Annotated in this window: 13 protein-coding genes and 4 tRNA genes; 10 read left to right on the top strand and 7 right to left on the bottom strand. The window is 60.6% G+C overall.

Annotated elements, in window-relative coordinates:
* Positions 1-176 precede the first annotated feature (176 nt).
* Positions 177-2549, top strand: coding sequence for a phosphoenolpyruvate synthase (gene ppsA, locus FGL86_RS12675; protein ID WP_147186196.1), 2373 nt, complete (start codon positions 177-179; stop codon positions 2547-2549).
* Between the two features lie 131 nt (positions 2550-2680).
* Positions 2681-4159 (top strand): protein adenylyltransferase SelO, encoded by a 1479-nt coding sequence (locus FGL86_RS12680; RefSeq protein WP_147184890.1) that lies wholly within the window; start codon positions 2681-2683, stop codon positions 4157-4159.
* Between the two features lie 21 nt (positions 4160-4180).
* On the opposite strand, the gene FGL86_RS12685 is transcribed toward FGL86_RS12680, so the two are convergent.
* The 3 genes from FGL86_RS12685 to acnB form a co-directional block, all read right to left on the bottom strand.
* The gene (locus FGL86_RS12685; RefSeq protein ID WP_147184891.1) at positions 4181-6097 is read right to left on the bottom strand and encodes a glycerophosphodiester phosphodiesterase family protein; all 1917 of its coding nucleotides are present in this window, start codon (positions 6095-6097) and stop codon (positions 4181-4183) included.
* Positions 6098-6124: 27 nt separating this feature from the next.
* A complete protein-coding gene (gene rraA, locus FGL86_RS12690) occupies positions 6125-6604 on the bottom strand; it encodes a ribonuclease E activity regulator RraA (protein ID WP_147184892.1) in 480 nt (159 codons plus the stop codon).
* Positions 6605-6719: 115 nt separating this feature from the next.
* The gene (gene acnB / locus FGL86_RS12695; RefSeq protein WP_147184893.1) at positions 6720-9323 is read right to left on the bottom strand and encodes a bifunctional aconitate hydratase 2/2-methylisocitrate dehydratase; all 2604 of its coding nucleotides are present in this window, start codon (positions 9321-9323) and stop codon (positions 6720-6722) included.
* Between the two features lie 297 nt (positions 9324-9620).
* On the opposite strand from acnB, the gene FGL86_RS12700 reads away from it, so the two are divergent.
* From FGL86_RS12700 to FGL86_RS12710, 3 genes are all read left to right on the top strand, one after another.
* Positions 9621-10052 carry a DUF1289 domain-containing protein gene (locus FGL86_RS12700; protein WP_246131620.1) on the top strand — a complete coding sequence of 144 codons (432 nt, stop codon included), beginning with the start codon at positions 9621-9623 and terminating at the stop codon, positions 10050-10052.
* 93 nt (positions 10053-10145) lie between these two features.
* Positions 10146-10775, top strand: a complete 630-nt coding sequence (locus FGL86_RS12705; protein WP_246131621.1) for a MiaE family protein — start codon at positions 10146-10148, stop codon at positions 10773-10775.
* A 101-nt stretch (positions 10776-10876) separates the two neighbouring features.
* Positions 10877-14773, top strand: a complete 3897-nt coding sequence (locus FGL86_RS12710) for an ATP-binding protein (RefSeq protein WP_147186197.1) — start codon at positions 10877-10879, stop codon at positions 14771-14773.
* Between the two features lie 5 nt (positions 14774-14778).
* Here FGL86_RS12710 and FGL86_RS12715 read toward each other — a convergent pair whose 3' ends face one another.
* Positions 14779-15057, bottom strand: coding sequence for a YkgJ family cysteine cluster protein (locus FGL86_RS12715; protein WP_147184896.1), 279 nt, complete (start codon positions 15055-15057; stop codon positions 14779-14781).
* Positions 15058-15147: 90 nt separating this feature from the next.
* On the opposite strand from FGL86_RS12715, the gene FGL86_RS12720 reads away from it, so the two are divergent.
* Complete coding sequence (locus tag FGL86_RS12720) at positions 15148-15558, top strand: SRPBCC family protein (RefSeq protein WP_147184897.1); 411 nt, start codon at positions 15148-15150, stop codon at positions 15556-15558.
* A gap of 22 nt (positions 15559-15580) precedes the next feature.
* On the opposite strand, the gene FGL86_RS12725 is transcribed toward FGL86_RS12720, so the two are convergent.
* From FGL86_RS12725 to folD, 3 genes are all read right to left on the bottom strand, one after another.
* Positions 15581-15817, bottom strand: a complete 237-nt coding sequence (locus FGL86_RS12725; RefSeq protein ID WP_147184898.1) for a DUF2789 domain-containing protein — start codon at positions 15815-15817, stop codon at positions 15581-15583.
* A gap of 69 nt (positions 15818-15886) precedes the next feature.
* On the bottom strand, positions 15887-16948 hold the full coding sequence (locus tag FGL86_RS12730) for an asparaginase (RefSeq protein ID WP_147184899.1): 1062 nt from the start codon (positions 16946-16948) through the stop codon (positions 15887-15889).
* Positions 16945-17835, bottom strand: coding sequence for a bifunctional methylenetetrahydrofolate dehydrogenase/methenyltetrahydrofolate cyclohydrolase FolD (gene folD, locus FGL86_RS12735; protein ID WP_147184900.1), 891 nt, complete (start codon positions 17833-17835; stop codon positions 16945-16947). Before folD ends, FGL86_RS12730 begins: the two co-directional genes overlap by 4 nt.
* Before the next feature lie 258 nt (positions 17836-18093).
* Between folD and FGL86_RS12740 the strand changes: the two genes are divergently transcribed.
* From FGL86_RS12740 to FGL86_RS12755, 4 genes are all read left to right on the top strand, one after another.
* Positions 18094-18170: transfer RNA gene (locus FGL86_RS12740), tRNA-Pro, on the top strand.
* A gap of 121 nt (positions 18171-18291) precedes the next feature.
* Positions 18292-18368: transfer RNA gene (locus tag FGL86_RS12745), tRNA-Arg, on the top strand.
* 49 nt (positions 18369-18417) lie between these two features.
* Positions 18418-18492: transfer RNA gene (locus FGL86_RS12750), tRNA-His, on the top strand.
* A 95-nt stretch (positions 18493-18587) separates the two neighbouring features.
* Positions 18588-18662, top strand: a tRNA-His gene (locus FGL86_RS12755).
* The last annotated feature ends 49 nt before the right edge of the window (positions 18663-18711 follow it).

Genomic DNA, 18711 nt, shown 5'->3' on the forward strand with positions numbered 1-18711 from the left:
TTGTAAAAATTCTCCAATGACTTCGCTATTAGACTAATGGCGAATACGGTTTCAGCTTGGTAGGGTAGCTTCCTTTATTCGGGTTCGGCGTCGCGGTGGCGCTGTCTATTCTGATTGAGTCAATTTTACTCAAGTACGGTTCATAGGCGCTTCCTATGGACGATAAAGGGGGTTTCGTGGAGCCTTACATCCTGTGGTTCGATCAACTCGGCATGAACGACGTCGAGCGTGTCGGTGGAAAGAACGCCTCCCTGGGGGAAATGATCTCCAACCTGGCCAATGCCGGGGTCAGCGTACCCGGCGGCTTCGCCACCACCGCCGAGGCCTACCGCGAATTCCTCGCCCATGAAGGACTCAACGAGCGCATCAATCAGGCGCTTTCACGTCTGGACGTGGACGACACGGAAGCCCTGGCCAAGACGGGCGCCGAGATTCGCCAGTGGATCATCGATACCCCCTTGCCCCCGGCCTTCGAAGCGGAACTGGGCGACGCCTACGAACAGCTGCTTGCCAAGCATCCCAATCTGAAGGCGGCGGTACGCTCTTCCGCCACCGCGGAGGACCTGCCGGATGCCTCATTCGCCGGCCAGCAGGAAACCTTTCTCAATATCGAAGGCTTCGACAACATCAAGCGGGCGGTGCACGAGGTCTTCGCTTCGCTGTTCAACGACCGTGCAATCTCTTACCGAGTGCATCGCGGCTATGCTCACGAAAACGTCGCGCTTTCCGCCGGCATCCAGAAGATGGTGCGCTCCGAAACCGGCGCCAGCGGGGTAATGTTCACTCTGGATACGGAATCCGGCTTCCGCGATGCGGTATTCGTCACCGCCTCCTGGGGCCTAGGGGAAACCGTGGTACAGGGAGCGGTCAACCCGGATGAATTCTACGTTCACAAGACGACTCTGGCCGCCGGGCGCCCGGCGGTATTGCGCCGCAACCTGGGTTCCAAGCTGATCAAGATGATCTACACCGAGGACGCCAGCGCCGGCAAATCCGTGGCCACGGTGGATGTTCCCCTGGCGGATCGCGGACGCTTCTGCATCAGCGACGACGACGTGATGAATCTGGCTCGCCAGGCGGTGATCATCGAGCAGCACTATCAGCGGCCCATGGACATCGAGTGGGCGCGAGACGGCGATGACGGCAAGCTGTATATCGTTCAGGCGCGCCCGGAAACCGTGGTTTCCCAGCAGGAAGGCGGCAAGCTCGAACGTTTCCAGCTCAAGGAGAAGGGCCGCACCCTGGTGACCGGTCGCGCCATCGGCCAGCGCATCGGGCAAGGGGCGGTCAAGCTGGTCACCACCCCCGAAGAGATGCACAAGGTCAACGAAGGGGACGTGCTGGTCACGGACATGACCGACCCGGACTGGGAACCGATCATGAAACGGGCTTCCGCTATCGTCACCAATCGCGGCGGGCGTACCTGCCACGCGGCGATCATCGCTCGGGAACTGGGTATTCCCGCGGTAGTAGGCTGCGGCGACGCTACCGAGGTCTTGAAGGATGGTCAGGAAGCGACGGTATCCTGCGCCGAAGGCGACGCGGGTCATGTCTACGAAGGTCTGCTGGCCTTCGACTGCAAGAGTTCCAGCGTCGACAGCATGCCGGAAATTCCCTTCAAGATCATGATGAACGTGGGCAATCCGGACCGCGCCTTCAGCTTCGCCAGCCTGCCCAATGCCGGCGTTGGCCTGGCGCGGCTCGAGTTCATCATCAACCGCATGATCGGCGTGCATCCCAAGGCGCTGATGGAATACGACACTCTGGCGCTAGATCTGCAGCAGTCCATCGATGCGCGCACCGCCGGCTATGACAATCCGGTCAGCTTCTACGTGGACAAGCTGGTGGAGGGAATCTCCACCCTGGCAGCGGCGTTCTATCCTCAGCGGGTGATCGTGCGCCTGTCGGACTTCAAGTCCAACGAGTACGAGAACCTGATCGGCGGCAAGCTCTATGAGCCCGGGGAAGAGAATCCGATGCTCGGCTTCCGCGGGGCCTCACGCTATCTGTCCGAATCCTTCCGCCCCTGCTTCGATCTGGAATGCCAGGCGCTGAAGCGGGTGCGTGACGAGATGGGCCTCGACAACATCGAGATCATGGTGCCCTTCGTGCGCACCACCGAGGAAGCGAAAGGGGTGGTGGAAATCCTCGAGGAAAACGGCCTCAAGCGCGGCGACAATGGGCTCAAGGTCATCATGATGTGTGAGCTGCCCGCCAACGCTCTGCTGGCCAACGAGTTTCTGGAATACTTCGACGGCTTCTCCATCGGCTCCAACGATCTTACCCAGTTGACCCTGGGACTGGATCGGGATTCCGGGATCGTCGCGCACCTTTTCGACGAGCGAAATCCGGCGGTCAAGAAGCTCCTGGCCATGGCCATCGAGGCCTGCAACAAGCAGGGCAAGTACATCGGTATCTGCGGCCAGGGCCCTTCGGATCACCCGGAGCTTGCCAAATGGCTGATGGAGCAGGGCATCGATTCCGTGTCCCTCAATCCGGACGCGGTGATCGAGACCTGGTTCATGCTGGCGGGCGAAACGATTGACTAAACAAAGTCGGGTTTATTCTCGGGCCCCGGTAACGGCAACGTTATCGGGGCCTGCTTTTATCCGCCAAGGGAATGTTGGCCATCTTGAACTGTCCCTGTAGGGTAAATCCTATCGTTTTTATCGGAGGCGTCATGTTTCCCCGTTTTTCTCAGCGCTATGCCGGACTGCCGGAACACATGCGCGCCGAATGCGCACCGACTCCTGTCGCCAGCCCTCGGCTGGTGGCCTTCAATCGCCCTCTGGCAGAAGAGCTGGGCTTCGATCTCGCGGCCTTCGATGCGAAGCAGGCCGCCGAATGGTTCTCCGGCAATGCGATTCCGGCGGGGGCCTTGCCGGTGGCCACTGCCTATGCGGGCCATCAGTTCGGCAACTTCGTGCCCCAGCTCGGGGACGGTCGGGCGCTGCTGCTGGGAGAACTGACGGATTGCCACGGAAGGTTGAGGGATATCCAGCTCAAGGGCAGCGGCCGTACGCCGTTTTCCCGGGGCGGCGACGGTCGTGCGCCCCTGGGGCCGGTGCTCCGGGAATATCTGGTCAGCGAGGCGATGCACGCGCTGGGAATTCCCACCACCCGGGCGCTGGCGGCGGTGACCAGCGGCGAGCGGGTCTATCGTAGGGTGCCGGAACCCGGCGCGGTGTTGACCCGAGTGGCAGCCAGCCATTTACGAGTAGGAACCTTTCAGTATTTTGCGGCGCGCAAGGACGATGAGGCAGTGCGGCTGCTGGCGGATGAAGCCATCGCGCGCCACTATCCGGCGCTGGCGGAGCATAACGAGGGCGAGCGCTATCTGGCGCTGCTCGATGCGGTGACGGAGCGTCAAGCGCAGCTGGTAGCGCATTGGATGGGGGTGGGCTTTATCCACGGCGTGATGAACACGGATAATGCGGCAATCTCCGGCGAGACAATCGATTACGGCCCTTGCGCCTTCATGGATAGCTTTCACCCTGCCACGGTATTCAGTTCCATCGACGAGCGGGGGCGCTACGCCTGGGGCAACCAGCCACGATTGGCCCAGTGGAACATGGCGCGCTTCGCCGAGACCCTGATTTCCTTGATCGACATGGATGCCGACCGAGCCATCGAGAAAGCCACCAAAGTAGTCGAAGCGTTTAGCGAGCGCTTCGAGAGCCGCTGGCTGGCGGTAAAGCGCGCCAAGCTGGGACTGGAAACACAGGAAGAAGGCGACGCGGAACTGGCGGAAGACTTGCTGACCGCCATGCAGAACGCGCGCGCGGATTTTACCCTGACCTTTCGCCGTCTGGCGGACGTTCTGGATTCCAGCGCCGGTGAGGCGCGGCTGGGTGAACTCCTCGAATCTCCGCATGGGCTGGAAGCCTGGCTACCGCGCTGGCGAGAACGGCTGGCGCGAGAAAGTGACGACCCGAAGGCCATTGCCCGCCGAATGCGCGCCATCAACCCCGCGGTGATTCCCCGTAATCATCGGGTCGAGCAAGTATTGCAAGCGGCGGCGCAGCGCGACGACTACGCCCCTTTCGAGGCGCTGCTGGCGGCGGTGACCCGGCCTTTCGAGGAGCCCGAAGGAGACGTCGACTACACCCGCCCGCCCCGTGAGAGCGAGAAAGTGTTGAGAACGTTTTGCGGTACCTGATGCGGTATCGGAAACAAAGTTTCAATACCGCAGCCAGTTATGAATCTTCAGCAACAGCAGCTCTCCGTCACTGAGCTGGCGGCGTTCTTCGAGCAGTTCGGCAAGCGTTGCCGGGCGGTCGGTGATGATGTTGTCGACGCCCAGATCGATCAGCGCGGACATACGGCCTGGCGAGTTGGTGGTCCAGGCGTGAAGCTCATAGCCTAGACGCCGAGCCAGGGCGACTTCACGCCGATTGATACGATTGTAGCGAAGACCCAGCGCATCGAAGCCGCTGCGATCCAGGGTGCCGGAAAGAATAAACTCCGCCAGCAGGGTGGTACGGACTTCCGGTCTGCGTTCCTCGATCTTGCGAATCACCGATTCGGACAGGCTGGCCAGGCGGACGTCGTCGAATACATCGTCGCTTCCGCAGGCCTCGCCCTGATCCCGAGGTTTTAGTCGACAGACGGCGCGAGCGGTATTTTCCGCATCGAGCAGTCCGAAGACCGCCTCGATCAGATCGCTGCTTCGTCCCTTGTCCGGCTTGAGCTCGATCATCAGCGCGCCTTTTCCGCGGGCGCTTTTCAGCGCCTCCACCAGCGTTGGGATGCCCTCGCCGACGAAGGCGTCGCCAAACCAGCTGCCCACATCGAAGCTGCGCAGTTCCTCCAAATCCACATCCCGCAGGCGCCGCGGGTCGCCGGTCAGTCGCCGCAGCTGATTGTCGTGAAACACCACCACCTGGTCGTCCCGGGTAAAGCGCACGTCGATTTCCACCATGTCCGCGCCATCTTCGTAAGCGCGACTGATGGCCGCCAGGGTGTTTTCCGGCGCCGCCAGGGAGCTGCCGCGATGGGCGGTAATGGTGACATCGTCCCGCAGCTCGAAGCTGTTGAGGATTCCCCAGGCCTGGGCTGCGGCGAAGGCGAGGACCGCAAGCTCTATCCCCCAGGCCAGGCGCCCCGGTTGTCCATTGGCTGGCAGGATCGACAGAAATCGATGCCGATCCGCCACGGGTTGCATCAAACGCAGATACAGACAGGCCATCAGCAGACTGTTGGCGGCAATCCCCAGAAACGTCAGCCCCAGGGTCAGCAGCACATAGCAGAGGACATAGGCCAGGGTGGCCGGCAGCAGTATCGCATGCCGCTCCGGCAGCAGCATCAGCAAGGGAGAACCCAAGGTATCGAATAGCCAGGTGAATGCCACCGGCAGGATGACGATCAGCAATAGCAGGAGTAAGACCGCGGCGCCGATATGCCGGCCCCATCCTTGAGTCATGCGATAGCTGCGACGTAGTGCCTCCAAGGGGCGGCGGCTTTCCAGCATCAGGATGGGCAGGGCGAGTCGCCAGCGCAGGTAAAGTTTGGCGGCGAACCAGGCCCACAGCAGAAAAAACGGCAGGCTTGCTGCCAGGAATTTCCATAGCGCGGGTGGCAGCGCATGACGAACATAGTAACCATCCAGTCCCCCCAGGAAGACCCCATGGAAACCGACCAGAACGACGATGAGGGGGAGAATCAGCAGCGCATGGATACCGATCTGCAACAGGCTCAACAGGGCAACGGCGGGGAATCGGCGGGTTACCGCCCAGAGGCTTTGCAGAGCGAGGCGATAGTGATTGTTGCGCGGGTGAGCCGTGACCAGAATCATGCCCGCCTGCTGAAGAGACAGCAAAAGAAAGGTCAGAGCGATCGCTGCCAGCAGCCAGGCCGCTCCCGTGGGGGTCGCCAGGATATCCAGTAGCCCGGCGCTGGTGATGACCGGGCGGTCCAGTCGCTTGAGCAAACCGGCCAGCGCCCAGCCGGTGGTCGGCAGCAGAATGGCCGAGGCCAGCAGGGTGAAGAAGAGATGATAGGCGAGCAAGGGACGCAAATGATCGCGAAGTGCGATCGATACGTCCCTGGCCAGCCAGGAAAGACGGCGTAGTCCAATGATGGGATGTGAACCGATCATGAAAGACTCGGCATTACTGCTCTGGAATCAAACCAGCGCCTGGGTCGAGACTATGATGCCGTTGTTATCCGCGTAGATGTAATGTCTTTCGTCTATCGTGACCCCGGCGAAGGTGACAGGCATGCCGCGGCTTCCCTCGCCGCGTTTCTCGCTCTTGCGCGGATGGCTGCTCAAGGCCTGGATGCCCAGCTCGGTTTCCGCCAGCACGTCCACGTCCCGCACGCAGCCGTACATGATGATTCCTGCCCAGCCGTTGTTCGCCGCCTGTTCCGCCAGCATGTCGCCGAGCATGGCGCAGCGCAGCGAACCGCCGGCATCCACCACCAGCACCGCGCCGTCGCCGGATTCCGCCACCGCCTGCTTGACCAGGGAGTTGTCCTCGAAGCACTTGACGGTTCGCACCGGACCGCCGAAGGCCTCGATACCGCCGAAGTTGACGAAGATGGGATCAAGGACTTCCACCTCGGGGTGCTCGTCGCACAGATCCGGGGTAATGATCGGGTTCATGGCGCTGACTCCTTGTTCGGAGATAATGGGGGCTGAATGATGCCACGGAAGCGAGCGAATGAAAAAAAGCGCCCCAATTCAGTGGAGCGCTTCATCGAGTCTGGCTAAACCGGGCTCAGGCTTCCTGGGCTACCGGAATGACGTTGGAGGCCGCCTTCTGGAACTCCTCGATCTCGTGGAAGTTCAGATAGCGGTAGATCTCCCCGGCCATGGCGTCGAACTCGCCCATATAGCTCTGATATTCTTCGACGCTGGGCAGGCGGCCTTCCACCGCCGCCACCGCCGCGAGTTCTGCGGAAGCGAGGTAGACGTTGGCGCCGTCCCCGAGCCGGTTGGGGAAGTTGCGGGTCGAGGTGGAGACCACCGTGGACTTGGGCGCGACTCGCGCCTGATTGCCCATGCACAATGAGCAGCCGGGCATTTCCATGCGCGCCCCGGCGCGACCGTAGATGCCGTAGTAGCCTTCCTCGGTCAGTTGGTGCTGATCCATCTTGGTGGGCGGCGCCAGCCACAGGCGGGTCTTCAGGCTGCCGGCAGGCTGTTTCTCCAGCAGCTTGCCCGCGGCGCGGAAGTGGCCGATGTTGGTCATGCAGGAGCCGATGAACACCTCGTCGATCTTCTGGCCCGCCACCTCGGAAAGCAGCCGCGCGTCGTCCGGATCGTTGGGGGCGCAGAGAATCGGTTCCTTGATCTCCGCTAGATCGATCTCGATCACTTCGGCGTATTCCGCATCCGCGTCCGCACGCATCAGGCTCGGATTGGCCAGCCATTCCTCCATGGCCAGAATGCGCCGCTCCAGGGTGCGGGGATCGCCGTAGCCGCTGTCGATCATCCACTTGAGCAGGGTGATATTGGAGGTCAGGTATTCGGTGACGCTTTCCTCGGACAGGGTGATGGTGCATCCTGCCGCGCTGCGCTCGGCGGAGGCATCGGAAAGCTCGAAGGCCTGCTCCGCGGTGAGATCCTCGAGCCCCTCGATTTCCAGCACGCGACCGGAGAAGGCGTTCTTCTTGTTGGCTTTCTCCACGGTCAGCAGGCCCTGCTTGATGCCGTAATAAGGAATGGCGTGTACCAGATCCCGCAGGGTCACCCCGGGTTGGCGCTTGCCCTTGAAACGCACCAGTACGGATTCCGGCATGTCCAGCGGCATCACCCCGGTGGCGGCGGCGAAGGCCACCAGCCCGGAGCCCGCCGGGAAGGAAATGCCCATGGGAAAGCGGGTGTGGGAATCGCCGCCGGTGCCCACGGTGTCCGGCAACAGCATGCGATTGAGCCAGCTATGAATGATGCCGTCTCCGGGTCGCAGGGAGACGCCGCCGCGATTCATGATGAAGTCCGGCAGGGTGTGGTGAGTCTCCACGTCTACCGGCTTGGGATAGGCGGCGGTGTGGCAGAAGGATTGCATCACCAGGTCCGCCTGAAAACCCAGGCAGGCCAGGTCCTTGAGCTCGTCCCGGGTCATCGGGCCGGTGGTGTCCTGGGAGCCGACGGTGGTCATCTTCGGCTCGCAGTACATGCCCGGACGCACGCCCTCCATGCCGCAGGCCTTGCCGACCATCTTCTGGGCCAGGGTATAGCCCTTGCCGGTATCCGCCGGCTGCTCCGGCTTCTTGAATACGTTCGAAGGCTCAAGACTTAGCGCATTGCGGGCGTTTTCGGTAAGGCCACGACCGATGATCAGCGGAATACGGCCGCCGGCGCGAACCTCATCGAGCAGTACCTCGGTCTTGAGCTCGAAAGTGGAAATTACCTCGTCGGTGCCGTGCCTGCAGACCTTGCCCTCATAGGGATAGACATCGATCAGATCACCCATATCCATGTTCGAGACGTCCATCTCGATGGGCAGGGCGCCGGCGTCTTCCATGGTATTGAAGAAGATCGGCGCGATCTTGCCGCCGAAGCAGAAGCCGCCGGCCCGCTTGTTGGGCACATAAGGAATGTCGTCGCCGAAGAACCACAGCACCGAGTTGGTGGCGGATTTCCGTGAGGAGCCGGTGCCCACCACGTCGCCCACGTAGGCCACCGGATAGCCCTTGACCTTCACTTCCTCGATCTGGCCAAGCGGTCCCCTGGTGCCGGGAATCTCTGGCTCGATGCCCTCGCGCTCGTTCTTGAGCATGGCGTTGGCATGCAGAGGAATGTCCGGCCGGGACCAGGCGTCCGGCGCCGGGGAGAGATCGTCGGTGTTGGTCTCGCCGGGCACCTTGAACACCGCCAGGGTGATCTTTTCTTCGAGCTTGGGCTTGGCGAGGAACCATTCCGCCTCTGCCCAGGATTCGAGAACGTCCTGAGCCACGGCGTTGCCCACCTTGGCACGATCCGCCACGTCGTGAAAGGCATCGAACATCAGAAGAGTGTGCTTGAGCTGTTCCCCGGCTTCCCGAGCTAGCTCGGCGTCATCGAGCAGTTCCACCAGAGTGGCGATATTGTAGCCGCCTTGCATGGTGCCCAGAAGCTTGACCGCGTGAATCTTGTCGATCAGCGGCGATTCGGCCTTGCCTTTGACGATGGCGGTCAGGAAGCTCGCCTTGACGTAGGCGGCCTCATCCACGCCAGGGGGAACGCGATCCGTGAGAAGTTCGAGCAGGAACTGTTCCTCGCCGGCAGGTGGATTCTCGAGCAGCTCCACGAGCTGGGCCATCTGTTCCGCGTTCAGGGGCTTTGGCGGGATGCCTTCGGCGGCACGTTCGTCGACATGTTGGCGATAAGCTTCAAGCACGATAAACAACCCTCATCGAATGATTATGGAAGACAGGACGGTTTTGCGACTATCTGACGCCAACGTCGGCAAAAACGCCTCGATCTGAAAGTTTTGGCGCTAGTCGGCAAGTCACGGAATTCTACGGGAAACTGTCGACAATGTTAAGGTCAAGCCCTTGGGAAAGCCTTAACACTTTGGTCGGCGCGGTTGTGCTTTTACTACTGATCTTTGCGTGCTGCTAGTCGGGAGAGGTGTCGCCGATCCGGCAGGCGCGTTAGGATAGGCCAAATTTCAGGAGTCAAAATGAGGGGACCGGTGACATCTCCCTGCGTCGGTGTCTGCTCTACCTCAGTGGGCGATACCGTCTGCCGGGGCTGCCAGCGCCATCTGGCGGAGATACGCGACTGGCCGGGCTACGACGAGGTTCAGCGCGCCGGACGAATGCACGAATTGGACGCGCTGCGCGAACGGGTGGCCGGTGAGTTTCTTCGAGTCACCGATGCGGCCAGATTGGAAGCTCAGCTGCAGCGTTATCGTATCCGCTATCGAGCCGATCAGCCGGCGCTTTCTCGGGCAGTGGAACTGCTGCGGGTAGGGCGGCGGCATATCCAGGAATTGAGTCGTTACGGCCTGGCGGCAGTAGGCGAGGGAGCAGAACTTTCCTGCGAAAGACTGCATGAGCACATCACGCTGCGGCTGCTTCAGGCAGCAGAGCATCGTCGATTATCCGTCGATGACCAACAATAGGCGAAAGCAATGACTTTTTTCTCGTTTTGCTGTAGACGTTTTACATTAAATGTTTTCATGTAACCCGCCGATACATCGAGCATGACCACCACAATGACAAAAAGCTTACTGCCTGAAGCGATGGGGCGTTTTCTTGGCTGCGAAACCCCCAAGGCCTGGATCGAGCAAGCGTTGACGCATCAGGAAATTCTCTTGATCGACCACGCCCAGTGTGAAAAGAAGGCCGCCTCCACTGCCATGAGTCTGATGTATCGCCATGTTGACCGCCCCTTGCTGTTGATCAAGATGTCGCAGTTGGCTCGGGAGGAACTGCTGCATTTCGAGCAGGTGGTGACGTTGATGCAGCGACGTGGTGTTGCCTATCGGCATTTGAGTGCCTCGCGCTACGCGGAAGGTCTGCGGCGTCAGGTGAGCGACAAGGATCCTCAGCGGCTGGTGGATATTCTGATCGTCGGCGCCCTGATCGAGGCGCGAAGCTGCGAGCGGTTTGCCCGGCTCATCCCGCATCTGGATGCGGAACTTGCCAAATTCTATCGCAGTCTAGTGAAGTCGGAAGGCCGTCATTACGAGGATTACCTGATGCTGGCACGCCGCTACGCCGAGGATGACGGCGTGCCGGAGGTAGAAGAAAGAATCGTCTTTTTCACCGAGTGCGAGCGGCGGCTGATCTGCACGCCGGACCCGCATTTTCGTTTTCATAGCGGCTTGCCGGAAGCGGCCTAGCGATCAATTTCAAACGTTGTTGGATGCAGGATGCTCCTTTCATCGAAAAGCACAAACGTATGAGTGAGTCATATGACGATGCTACTGCTGGGAACACGATGATGCGGAACGTATCCGCTACAGAACGACTGGCACTGTTAGGCCATTTTTCACTGACATTGGGCGAAGATGCCGTTACCCAGTTCAGCTACGACAAGGTCAAGGCGCTGCTGGTGTATCTGCTGCTCCACGAGCAGCCGGTTAATCGCGCGACGCTTGCGGAATTGCTATGGCCGGACCAGGGGCTTTCCTCCGGACGTACCAATCTGCGTCATGCGCTTCACTGCCTGCGTCAATCCCTGGGAAACGATGCGGATCGAGTGCTGGTGGTATCCCGCCAGACCATCGCTTTTCGGCGTCCTGATCCGTGGGGTTTCGATCTGCACGAGTTGCAGACGCTATTGGAAACGCCCGCGGATATCGCCACCCTGGAATCGATTCTCGAGCTTTATCGAGGCGATCTGGTGGAAGAGCTTCAGCTACCTTCTTGCGCGGAATTTCAGCGCTGGTTGCTGAGAGTTCGTAACGAATGGCGTCAGCGTGTCATCGCCTTCGCCGAAACCGTGCTGGCCAAGCAGGATAAGGTGCCGGAATCCCTGCTGCGTATCTTGGTCAGTCGCTTCTCAGGCTACGGTCCTTTTCACGAAAGGCTGGTGAAGCAGCTTGCGGAGCAGGGCCAATCCGCCGCCGCCCATGAACAGTACAGTGCCTACCTACAGCTGCTGGCATTATCGGGTCAGCAGCCCGAGCCGAGTTTTCTGCAGCTGGCCCGATACTGGTCCGATACTCAGGCAGACATGCATCTACTGTCCTCCCAGAGTGCTTTCGCACGTTCAGGATCCCAGGATGGCCATGCCTTGCAGGAAGAAGAAATCGAGCAGCGTCAGCTTTCCGTCATGGCGATCCGTTTGTCCCTTGAATGCGAGCGGCAGAACCATGACGAGATACGGCACTGTCTGAATCTGCAGTTCGAACTGCTGCGCTGGCTGGAACAGCAGTGTCATCATCTGGGGGGCTTCTGGTTGCCTGGAGCCACCGGGGGCATCGGACTTGCATGTTTCGGCACACACGGCCCCGCTCATCAGCTGGCGGAGTTGGTGGCCTTGTACGAGCATTGCCGGCGCACCTTGGCGGAGGAGAGCGCGCGCCGCTGGAACGGAGAGGGCGAGAGCCCGGTGTTTCGCCTGGCGGCGGGGCTCAATAGTGGACGCGTGATCTACCTGCCGGAACACCAGCTGGTGGATCCGCTGGGGGATATCACTCAGGACGCCCTGGCGCTGATGTCCGCGGCGGAGGGTAGCGAGCTGGTCATTTCCCAGGCGGCGAGCCAGCACATGCCCCCAGCGCTGGATCTGGAGCCGCGATTAAGCCCGCGATTGATCGCCAGCGATGGCAGGATTCGTCATCGTGCGCTGGTGCTTGGCATCAATGAAAGCTCGCGCGACGCCTTGCCGCCGACGTTGTTCGGTCGCGAAAGCGCGCTTCGCAAACTGCGCGACGCCTTGGCCAGAGCGAGTATCGGTCTGCGCCAGAGCATCCTGGTGCGTGCGCCTTCCGGCATGGGTAAATCCGCGCTGCTGGTGGCGTTTCGCCAGATGGAACAGAGTCGTGACACGGCAATCTGCTGGCAGCCTGTCACACGGCTCGCCGCTCAGATTCCCTATAGCATGACGCGATCTCTGCTGCGCTGGTATCTGGAAAGAGAGCTCGACGCGAACGCCTTCGATGATCTGCTGCGTCGTCATCCAAACCTGATCGAAAACGCCGAAGAGGCGGATTCCCTGCGCATGGCACTGGGTTTCGACACGCCCTCGAGCGATGCTCCAGCGCTGAAAAGCACCGAACTGGATACCCAGGTGACAAGGCTCACCCAGCGGCTGATCGAACGCCTCACCGCCGAGCGGGTTCTGGTGATCATGATCGACGATATTCACTGGCTCGACGAGCCGTCCTTCAAGGTACTGGTTCGCTTACAGGCGCAGCTGCCGATCAACTGCAATTTGCTGATGATCGCCAGCCATCATGGACGCGAGGCGCTGCCCAGCCGGCTCAACTGGGATCAGCTGATCACCCTGGAACGCCTGGACAACCTGCAGGCCTCGCGGCTATTGACCCAGCTATCACGCCGCTATCGCCTGCACTTGAGTCCTCGGCTTCGCGCTCAGTTGATCGAGCGCTGCGACGGTGTTCCGCTCTATCTGCAAGAGATCTGCCGGCGGCTGGATGTCCAGCGGCGCGAGGGGCACAGCCTGCAGCTCGACGAACTTCCTCAGGGGCTGTTGGGCCTGCTGGCGGGTCGCATCGATCAGCTCGACAACGATCGTGAGGCGGCGCATATCGCGGCGATCCTCGGTCGCCAGTTTCGCTTCGATTTTCTCAGGGAGTGCAGCGCCTGGGAGGAGGAGCGGCTCAAGCGCGCCATGGAGCATATGCTGCGTCTGGAAATTATCCAGCCTTGTCACGAAAATAGTGACTGCGACTATCAGTTCAGCCATCAGCTCTTGCAGGAAGCCGCCTACCTGTCCTGCCCCAGAGCCATGCGCATCAGGATCCACCATCAGGTGGTGGAACTGATCGAGAAGCGCTTTCCGGTGTGGATCAGTCGCCATCCCGGCGAATTCGCCACGCACTTGCGGCGCAGCGGCGACTATGCCCGCGGCGCGCGCTATTTCGAGCTGGCCGCGCGTGAATCTCTCAAGGTGAGCGCCAATCGCACGGCGCTCAAGATGGCGGATGCGGGGCTTGCAAGCCTGCGTCTGGTGGAAAGCCGGTTCGAGCGAGAAATCAGTCTGTTGACGGTGCGAGGGCAGGCGGCGTTCGCCCTGGAGGGACACGGTTCACCCCTGGCTCAGGAAAGCTTTATCCGCGCGCGGGAACTGCTGATGGATCAGGCGCGACGAAAAGGCCAGGACGAAATTGATGTAGAGCAGCGATTTCTGGTCAAGTGGGGGCTATGGGTCGGGTGTATTCAGCGTCACTCACACGCGGATGCGTTTGCCCTGTCAGCACAGTTGGCGAGCCTGGCCGCGAAGTTTTCCGATCCTCGCTATCAGCGTCTTGCCCAATACGCTCAGGCCTGCTGCGAGTACTGGGCGGGACGACTGCCCCAGGCTCGAGATCATCTTCAGGAGCTGGATCCGCTCAATCAGCCGATGATGATCGAATGGTTGCCGTTTTCGGATCACCCGCAGGTGTCCGCGGTCTGCTATCACAGCTGGGCGCTCTGTCTAAGCGGCGATTATCGTCAAGCCGAGCAGCAGGCGGAAGCGGCCATTCGCCTGGCGGAGCGTATCGATCATCCCGGCACGCTTGCCATGGCACTGATGTTTTCCGCCGCCTTGTATCGACAGCTGGGCCACGTGTATCTGGCCGGCCAGCGCGGGCAGCGGGTTTTCGAGATCAGTCAGAGTCCGGACCTGCACCTGTGGCAGATGTCCGCCCAGGGCGTGCTGGGCTGGCAGCGCGCCCTCAACGGCGAGCGTGATGGGCTGACGCTGATTGAAGACAGCATGCAGGAGTTCGGCGAACTGACCGGGCGCGATCGCTACCAGCGGCCGCTGCTGTATTTCCTGGATGCCTGTCTGGCCCTCGACGAATTGGAGCGTGGCGAGGACTATCTCTCCCGATGCCTGCTGATCGCCCAGGAGCGACGCTCGCTGTTTTTGCCGGAGCTCGCGATTCAGCTCGCTCGAGTGCGTTTCCGTCTTGGCTACGCGGAGGAGGAGATTCGTACCCTGGCGCTCCAGGCCCGTGAACTCGCCCAGGAACATGGCAACCGCCATCAGCAGTTGAACGTCATGGAGCTTTGGCTGACCTTGATCGATCCAGAAGATAGCGAAGTACGGGAAAGTTTTCGCAAGCTGCTGGGCGAGGTAAGCCACGGTGACGCACCGGTATTGATTCGTTGGCATGCCCTGCGCGATCAGCTGCAGCCCTATCCGGCCAACGTTGATTCTTGATGTGGTCAATCCGTGCAGGTCAGGTCTTCCCAGGCGGCGATGCGCGCCAGCGCTTCCTGGCGATCGCTTCCGCATAGAGTGACGTCGAAAGTGAAATCCGCGCACACCCGAGGGCGGCGCGGATCGCCGAACAGTCGGCACAGATTATCCCCATTCAGCTGTACGCAGCGAACGCCGGCAGGCTTTCCCCGCGGCATGCCGGGAATCGGTGAACTGATGGAGGGTGCGACACAGCAGGCGCCGCAGCCCGGCCGGCAGGATGCGTTCGTGGATGGGCTGCTCATGATTTGACCTCGGTAATGTCGCTATACATCTGGTGTTGCCCTGCTTGGCTGGTTACCCTCTAGGCATGATCGAATTAAGCGGAAGATACCATGGCGACCATCGAACACAGCGCTATTCTTCATGCGCCGCCAGAGCGGGTTTTCGCTCTGCTCGAGCGGATCGAGGACTTTGCGGATTATTCGGACCTGATCGAGTCCATCGAGCCGCTGGGAGATCGGCGTTATCGTTGGCATGTGCACGCGGTGGGCATGGACTGGACCTTCGACGTGATGATTACCGAACTGAGCGCGCCGCAGCGTCTGGCCTGGGAATCCATAGAGGGCGTGCGCAATCAGGGCAGCTACCGTTTGACTCCGGTGCCAGAGGGCACTCAAGTGCTGCTGACTCTCGAGTATCGGATCAAGAACAGGCTGGTGGAAAAGGCGGTCAATCGTGCGGCGCAGCCGCTGGTCAACAAGGTTAGCCGCCAGATCCTCGATAGGGTGGCGGCCAGGTTGTAATAGTCGCGACGTTCAAGCTCACTCAAGACTTTCGCAGAGCGATATTGAGTTGATCCACAGTCTCCGCCCAATCCGCATCTTCTTCCCAGGCGTTACGCAAAAAAGCCGCCTGGCCGGCGTTCCAGAAAGGCGCATCCGCCAGGGCGGTCTTCTCCGGCAGCGGCGAATGCGTTTCGATGAATGCCTGGATGGAGGCGGAGTCCGCCGGCAGGCCAAGCTGTTCGAATAGCTCGCTGAACGGGTGATTGACGTGTTCCATGACATCTCCTTGGTTCGGTATGGATGTTGGACGCCAACCTTAGCGCGTTTTGGGGATCGAGGCAGCGCTTCAGCGCTCGCCTACCCAGCCAAGGAGAAAGCGCTGACGCCGCTCTTGATCCGTCAAGGGTAGCGCCAGCAGGTGCAACAGTTTAGTGAAGGCGGCCTCCGGGGTCATGTCGTCACCGGCAATCACGCCGGCCTCCGCCAGACCATGGCCGGCGGCGTAGGCGCCAGAAACGATGCCACCTTGAAAGCATTGAGTGATGGCGACGATTACCTTGCCTTCGCCGCAAGCCTGAGCCAGTACGCCTAGCAGTGCCTGGTCCTGGGCGATATTGCCCCCGCCCCAGAGTTCGAGCACCACTCCTTGCAGACGATCATCGAGCAGCCAGGCCGCCAGCTGCCAGGCCGCGATGCCAGGCCATAGCACCAGCCGCGCCACCGGCGTTTCGTTCAGGGCGCGATAGTCCGCCAGTTCGAAACGCGGCGCGCCGCGCTGCTGTTCGTGAAGGCCGCGACCGGGAAACAGTATCGCCTGATTATCGACGATTTCGCCCAGCAGCGGATAGTTGGGGCTGATGAAGGCATCCGCCTGGTGGCTGTGCCACTTGCGGGCACGCACCCCTCGGAAAAGCTTTCCGGCGAAAAAGAGCGCGACTTCCTTCAGGCGCTCCTGTTGGGCAAAGCGCAGCGCTCCTTCCACATTGACAAGCGCATCGCTATTCGGCGTTTCCAGGGGCAGCATGGCCCCGGTAAGAACCACTGGCTTGCCTATTCCCTGCAGTTGATAGGCCAGGCTGGCAGCGGTCCAACTCAGCGTATCCGTGCCATGCAGAATCACGAAACCCGCGTAATCGTCGTAAGCCTGGGCGATATGAGCGGCGAGTTCCTGCCAATGGCCGGGGTTGGCGGCACTGGAATCGATAAGCGGGTCAATCTCGAGCCAGTCGAAATCGGGCAGGGTAGCCCGTCGCGCCGGGGGCAGCTCTCGTAGTGCCCTTCGCAAACGGGATTCGAAATCACCGGCAGGTGTCAGGCCGTCAGGTCCGGCACGCATGCACAGCGTGCCGCCGGTGTGAATGACCAGCAAAGAGGGCGGTTCGACGCGTACTTCCGGTTTTTCTGTCATTGTGAATAAGTCGTTTCGGCGGTGTTTGGCGACTTGGCGTCGTGAAGTTCCGCGGCGAACAGGGTGTTTTCCAGTAAGGTGGCCACGGTCATCGGTCCTACGCCGCCGGGAACCGGGGTGATATAAGAGGCGCGCTCCGCAGCGGGTTCGAATTCGATATCACCGGTCAAATGACCGTCGTCTTGTCGCGTGATGCCGACGTCGATCACGATAGCGCCCGGTTTGACCCATTCTCCCTTGACCAGTCCGGGCTTGCCCACCGCTGCCACCAGTAGATCCGCGCGTCTCACGTGTCCCTCCAGGTTCTGCGTGAAGCGATGGCATACGGTGGTGGTGCATCCCGCCAGCATCAACTCCAGACTCATGGGGCGGCCGACGATATTCGAGGCGCCGACCACCGTGGCGTCCAGACCGCGAACATTAAGGTTGCTGTATTGCAATAGCGTCATGATGCCTTTCGGTGTACAGGGGCGCAGCATGGGGAGCCGTTGGGCCAGGCGCCCCAGGTTGTAAGGATGGAAACCGTCGATGTCCTTGTGAGGCAGAATGCGCTCGAGAATGGGCCGTGCGTCCAGATGATCCGGCAAGGGAAGCTGCACCAGAATGCCGTCCACTCTGGAATCCGCGTTGAGCTCGTCCACCAGCCGTTCGAGTTCTTGCTGCTGAGTGCCGGCGGATAATCGATGCATGAAGGAGAGAATACCCGCCTCGTCGCAGGCGCGATGCTTGTGTCGCACGTAGACCTCAGAGGCAGGATCGTCTCCCACCAGCACCACGGCCAGTCCGGGCGGTCGCAATCCCGCTTCTCGGCGGGCGGATACTTGTCGCGCAACCTGCTGTCGAATATCAGCGGCAATGGTCTTGCCATCGATCAATTTTGCGGTCATCGGCGGTATCCTATTGAATTAATGGCAGGCGACAGACGCGAAGGCTGACAAGATGCACGAATCCAAGCCTCAGGTCTCATGAAGTCGCCGGCGATTTTCGCATGAGCGGCAGTCGAGTCAAAGCGTCAAGATGCCTTGGTACGCATTGGGACTTGACCTTGGCGTAGGTATACGTAGAATACGCGGCGCACTGGCATAAGCCTTGGGTCGAAGAAATCGGACTCTCGGATCGCACGCAAGCGTTACGCGAATTGTCGGCGGGGTGTAGCGCAGTCTGGTAGCGCGCCTGCTTTGGGAGCAGGATGTCGGGGGTTCGAATCCCTCCACCCCGACCATATGTCGGCTTGAATCCCGAGTTCGATGCGGGCAGCCGATAATAAGGCTCGGGAGACCAAGTCTGGTATCAAGGATTGGAAAGAGCGTTGGGGCGATAGAAGTGTCAAGGGCATGCGCTATGCGCCTATAGCTCAACCGGATAGAGCAACGGCCTTCTAAGCCGTAGGTTGCAGGTTCGAGTCCTGCTGGGCGCGCCAGATCCTGTAGTCGCCGCCCATCACTTGATTTGCGCCATATATCGAAATGGTGGATGTAGCTCAGTGGTAGAGCCCCGGATTGTGGCTCCGGTGGTCGTGGGTTCGATCCCCATCATCCACCCCAGTTTCGATGACAGCGTTTTTTAGATGGTGTTTTAATTTTGTATCCTGCAAATTCGCTTCTGCCTGTCATCAGCGAATTCGGCAAACGGGTTTATGGTGGATGTAGCTCAGTGGTAGAGCCCCGGATTGTGGCTCCGGTGGTCGTGGGTTCGATCCCCATCATCCACCCCAGCAACCCCGTTCGTGTCCTTTCTCGCTATTTGCCGTGTGTCCGCATTTC

It is taken from the genome of Pistricoccus aurantiacus (assembly GCF_007954585.1).
GTDB classification, from domain to species: domain Bacteria; phylum Pseudomonadota; class Gammaproteobacteria; order Pseudomonadales; family Halomonadaceae; genus Pistricoccus; species Pistricoccus aurantiacus.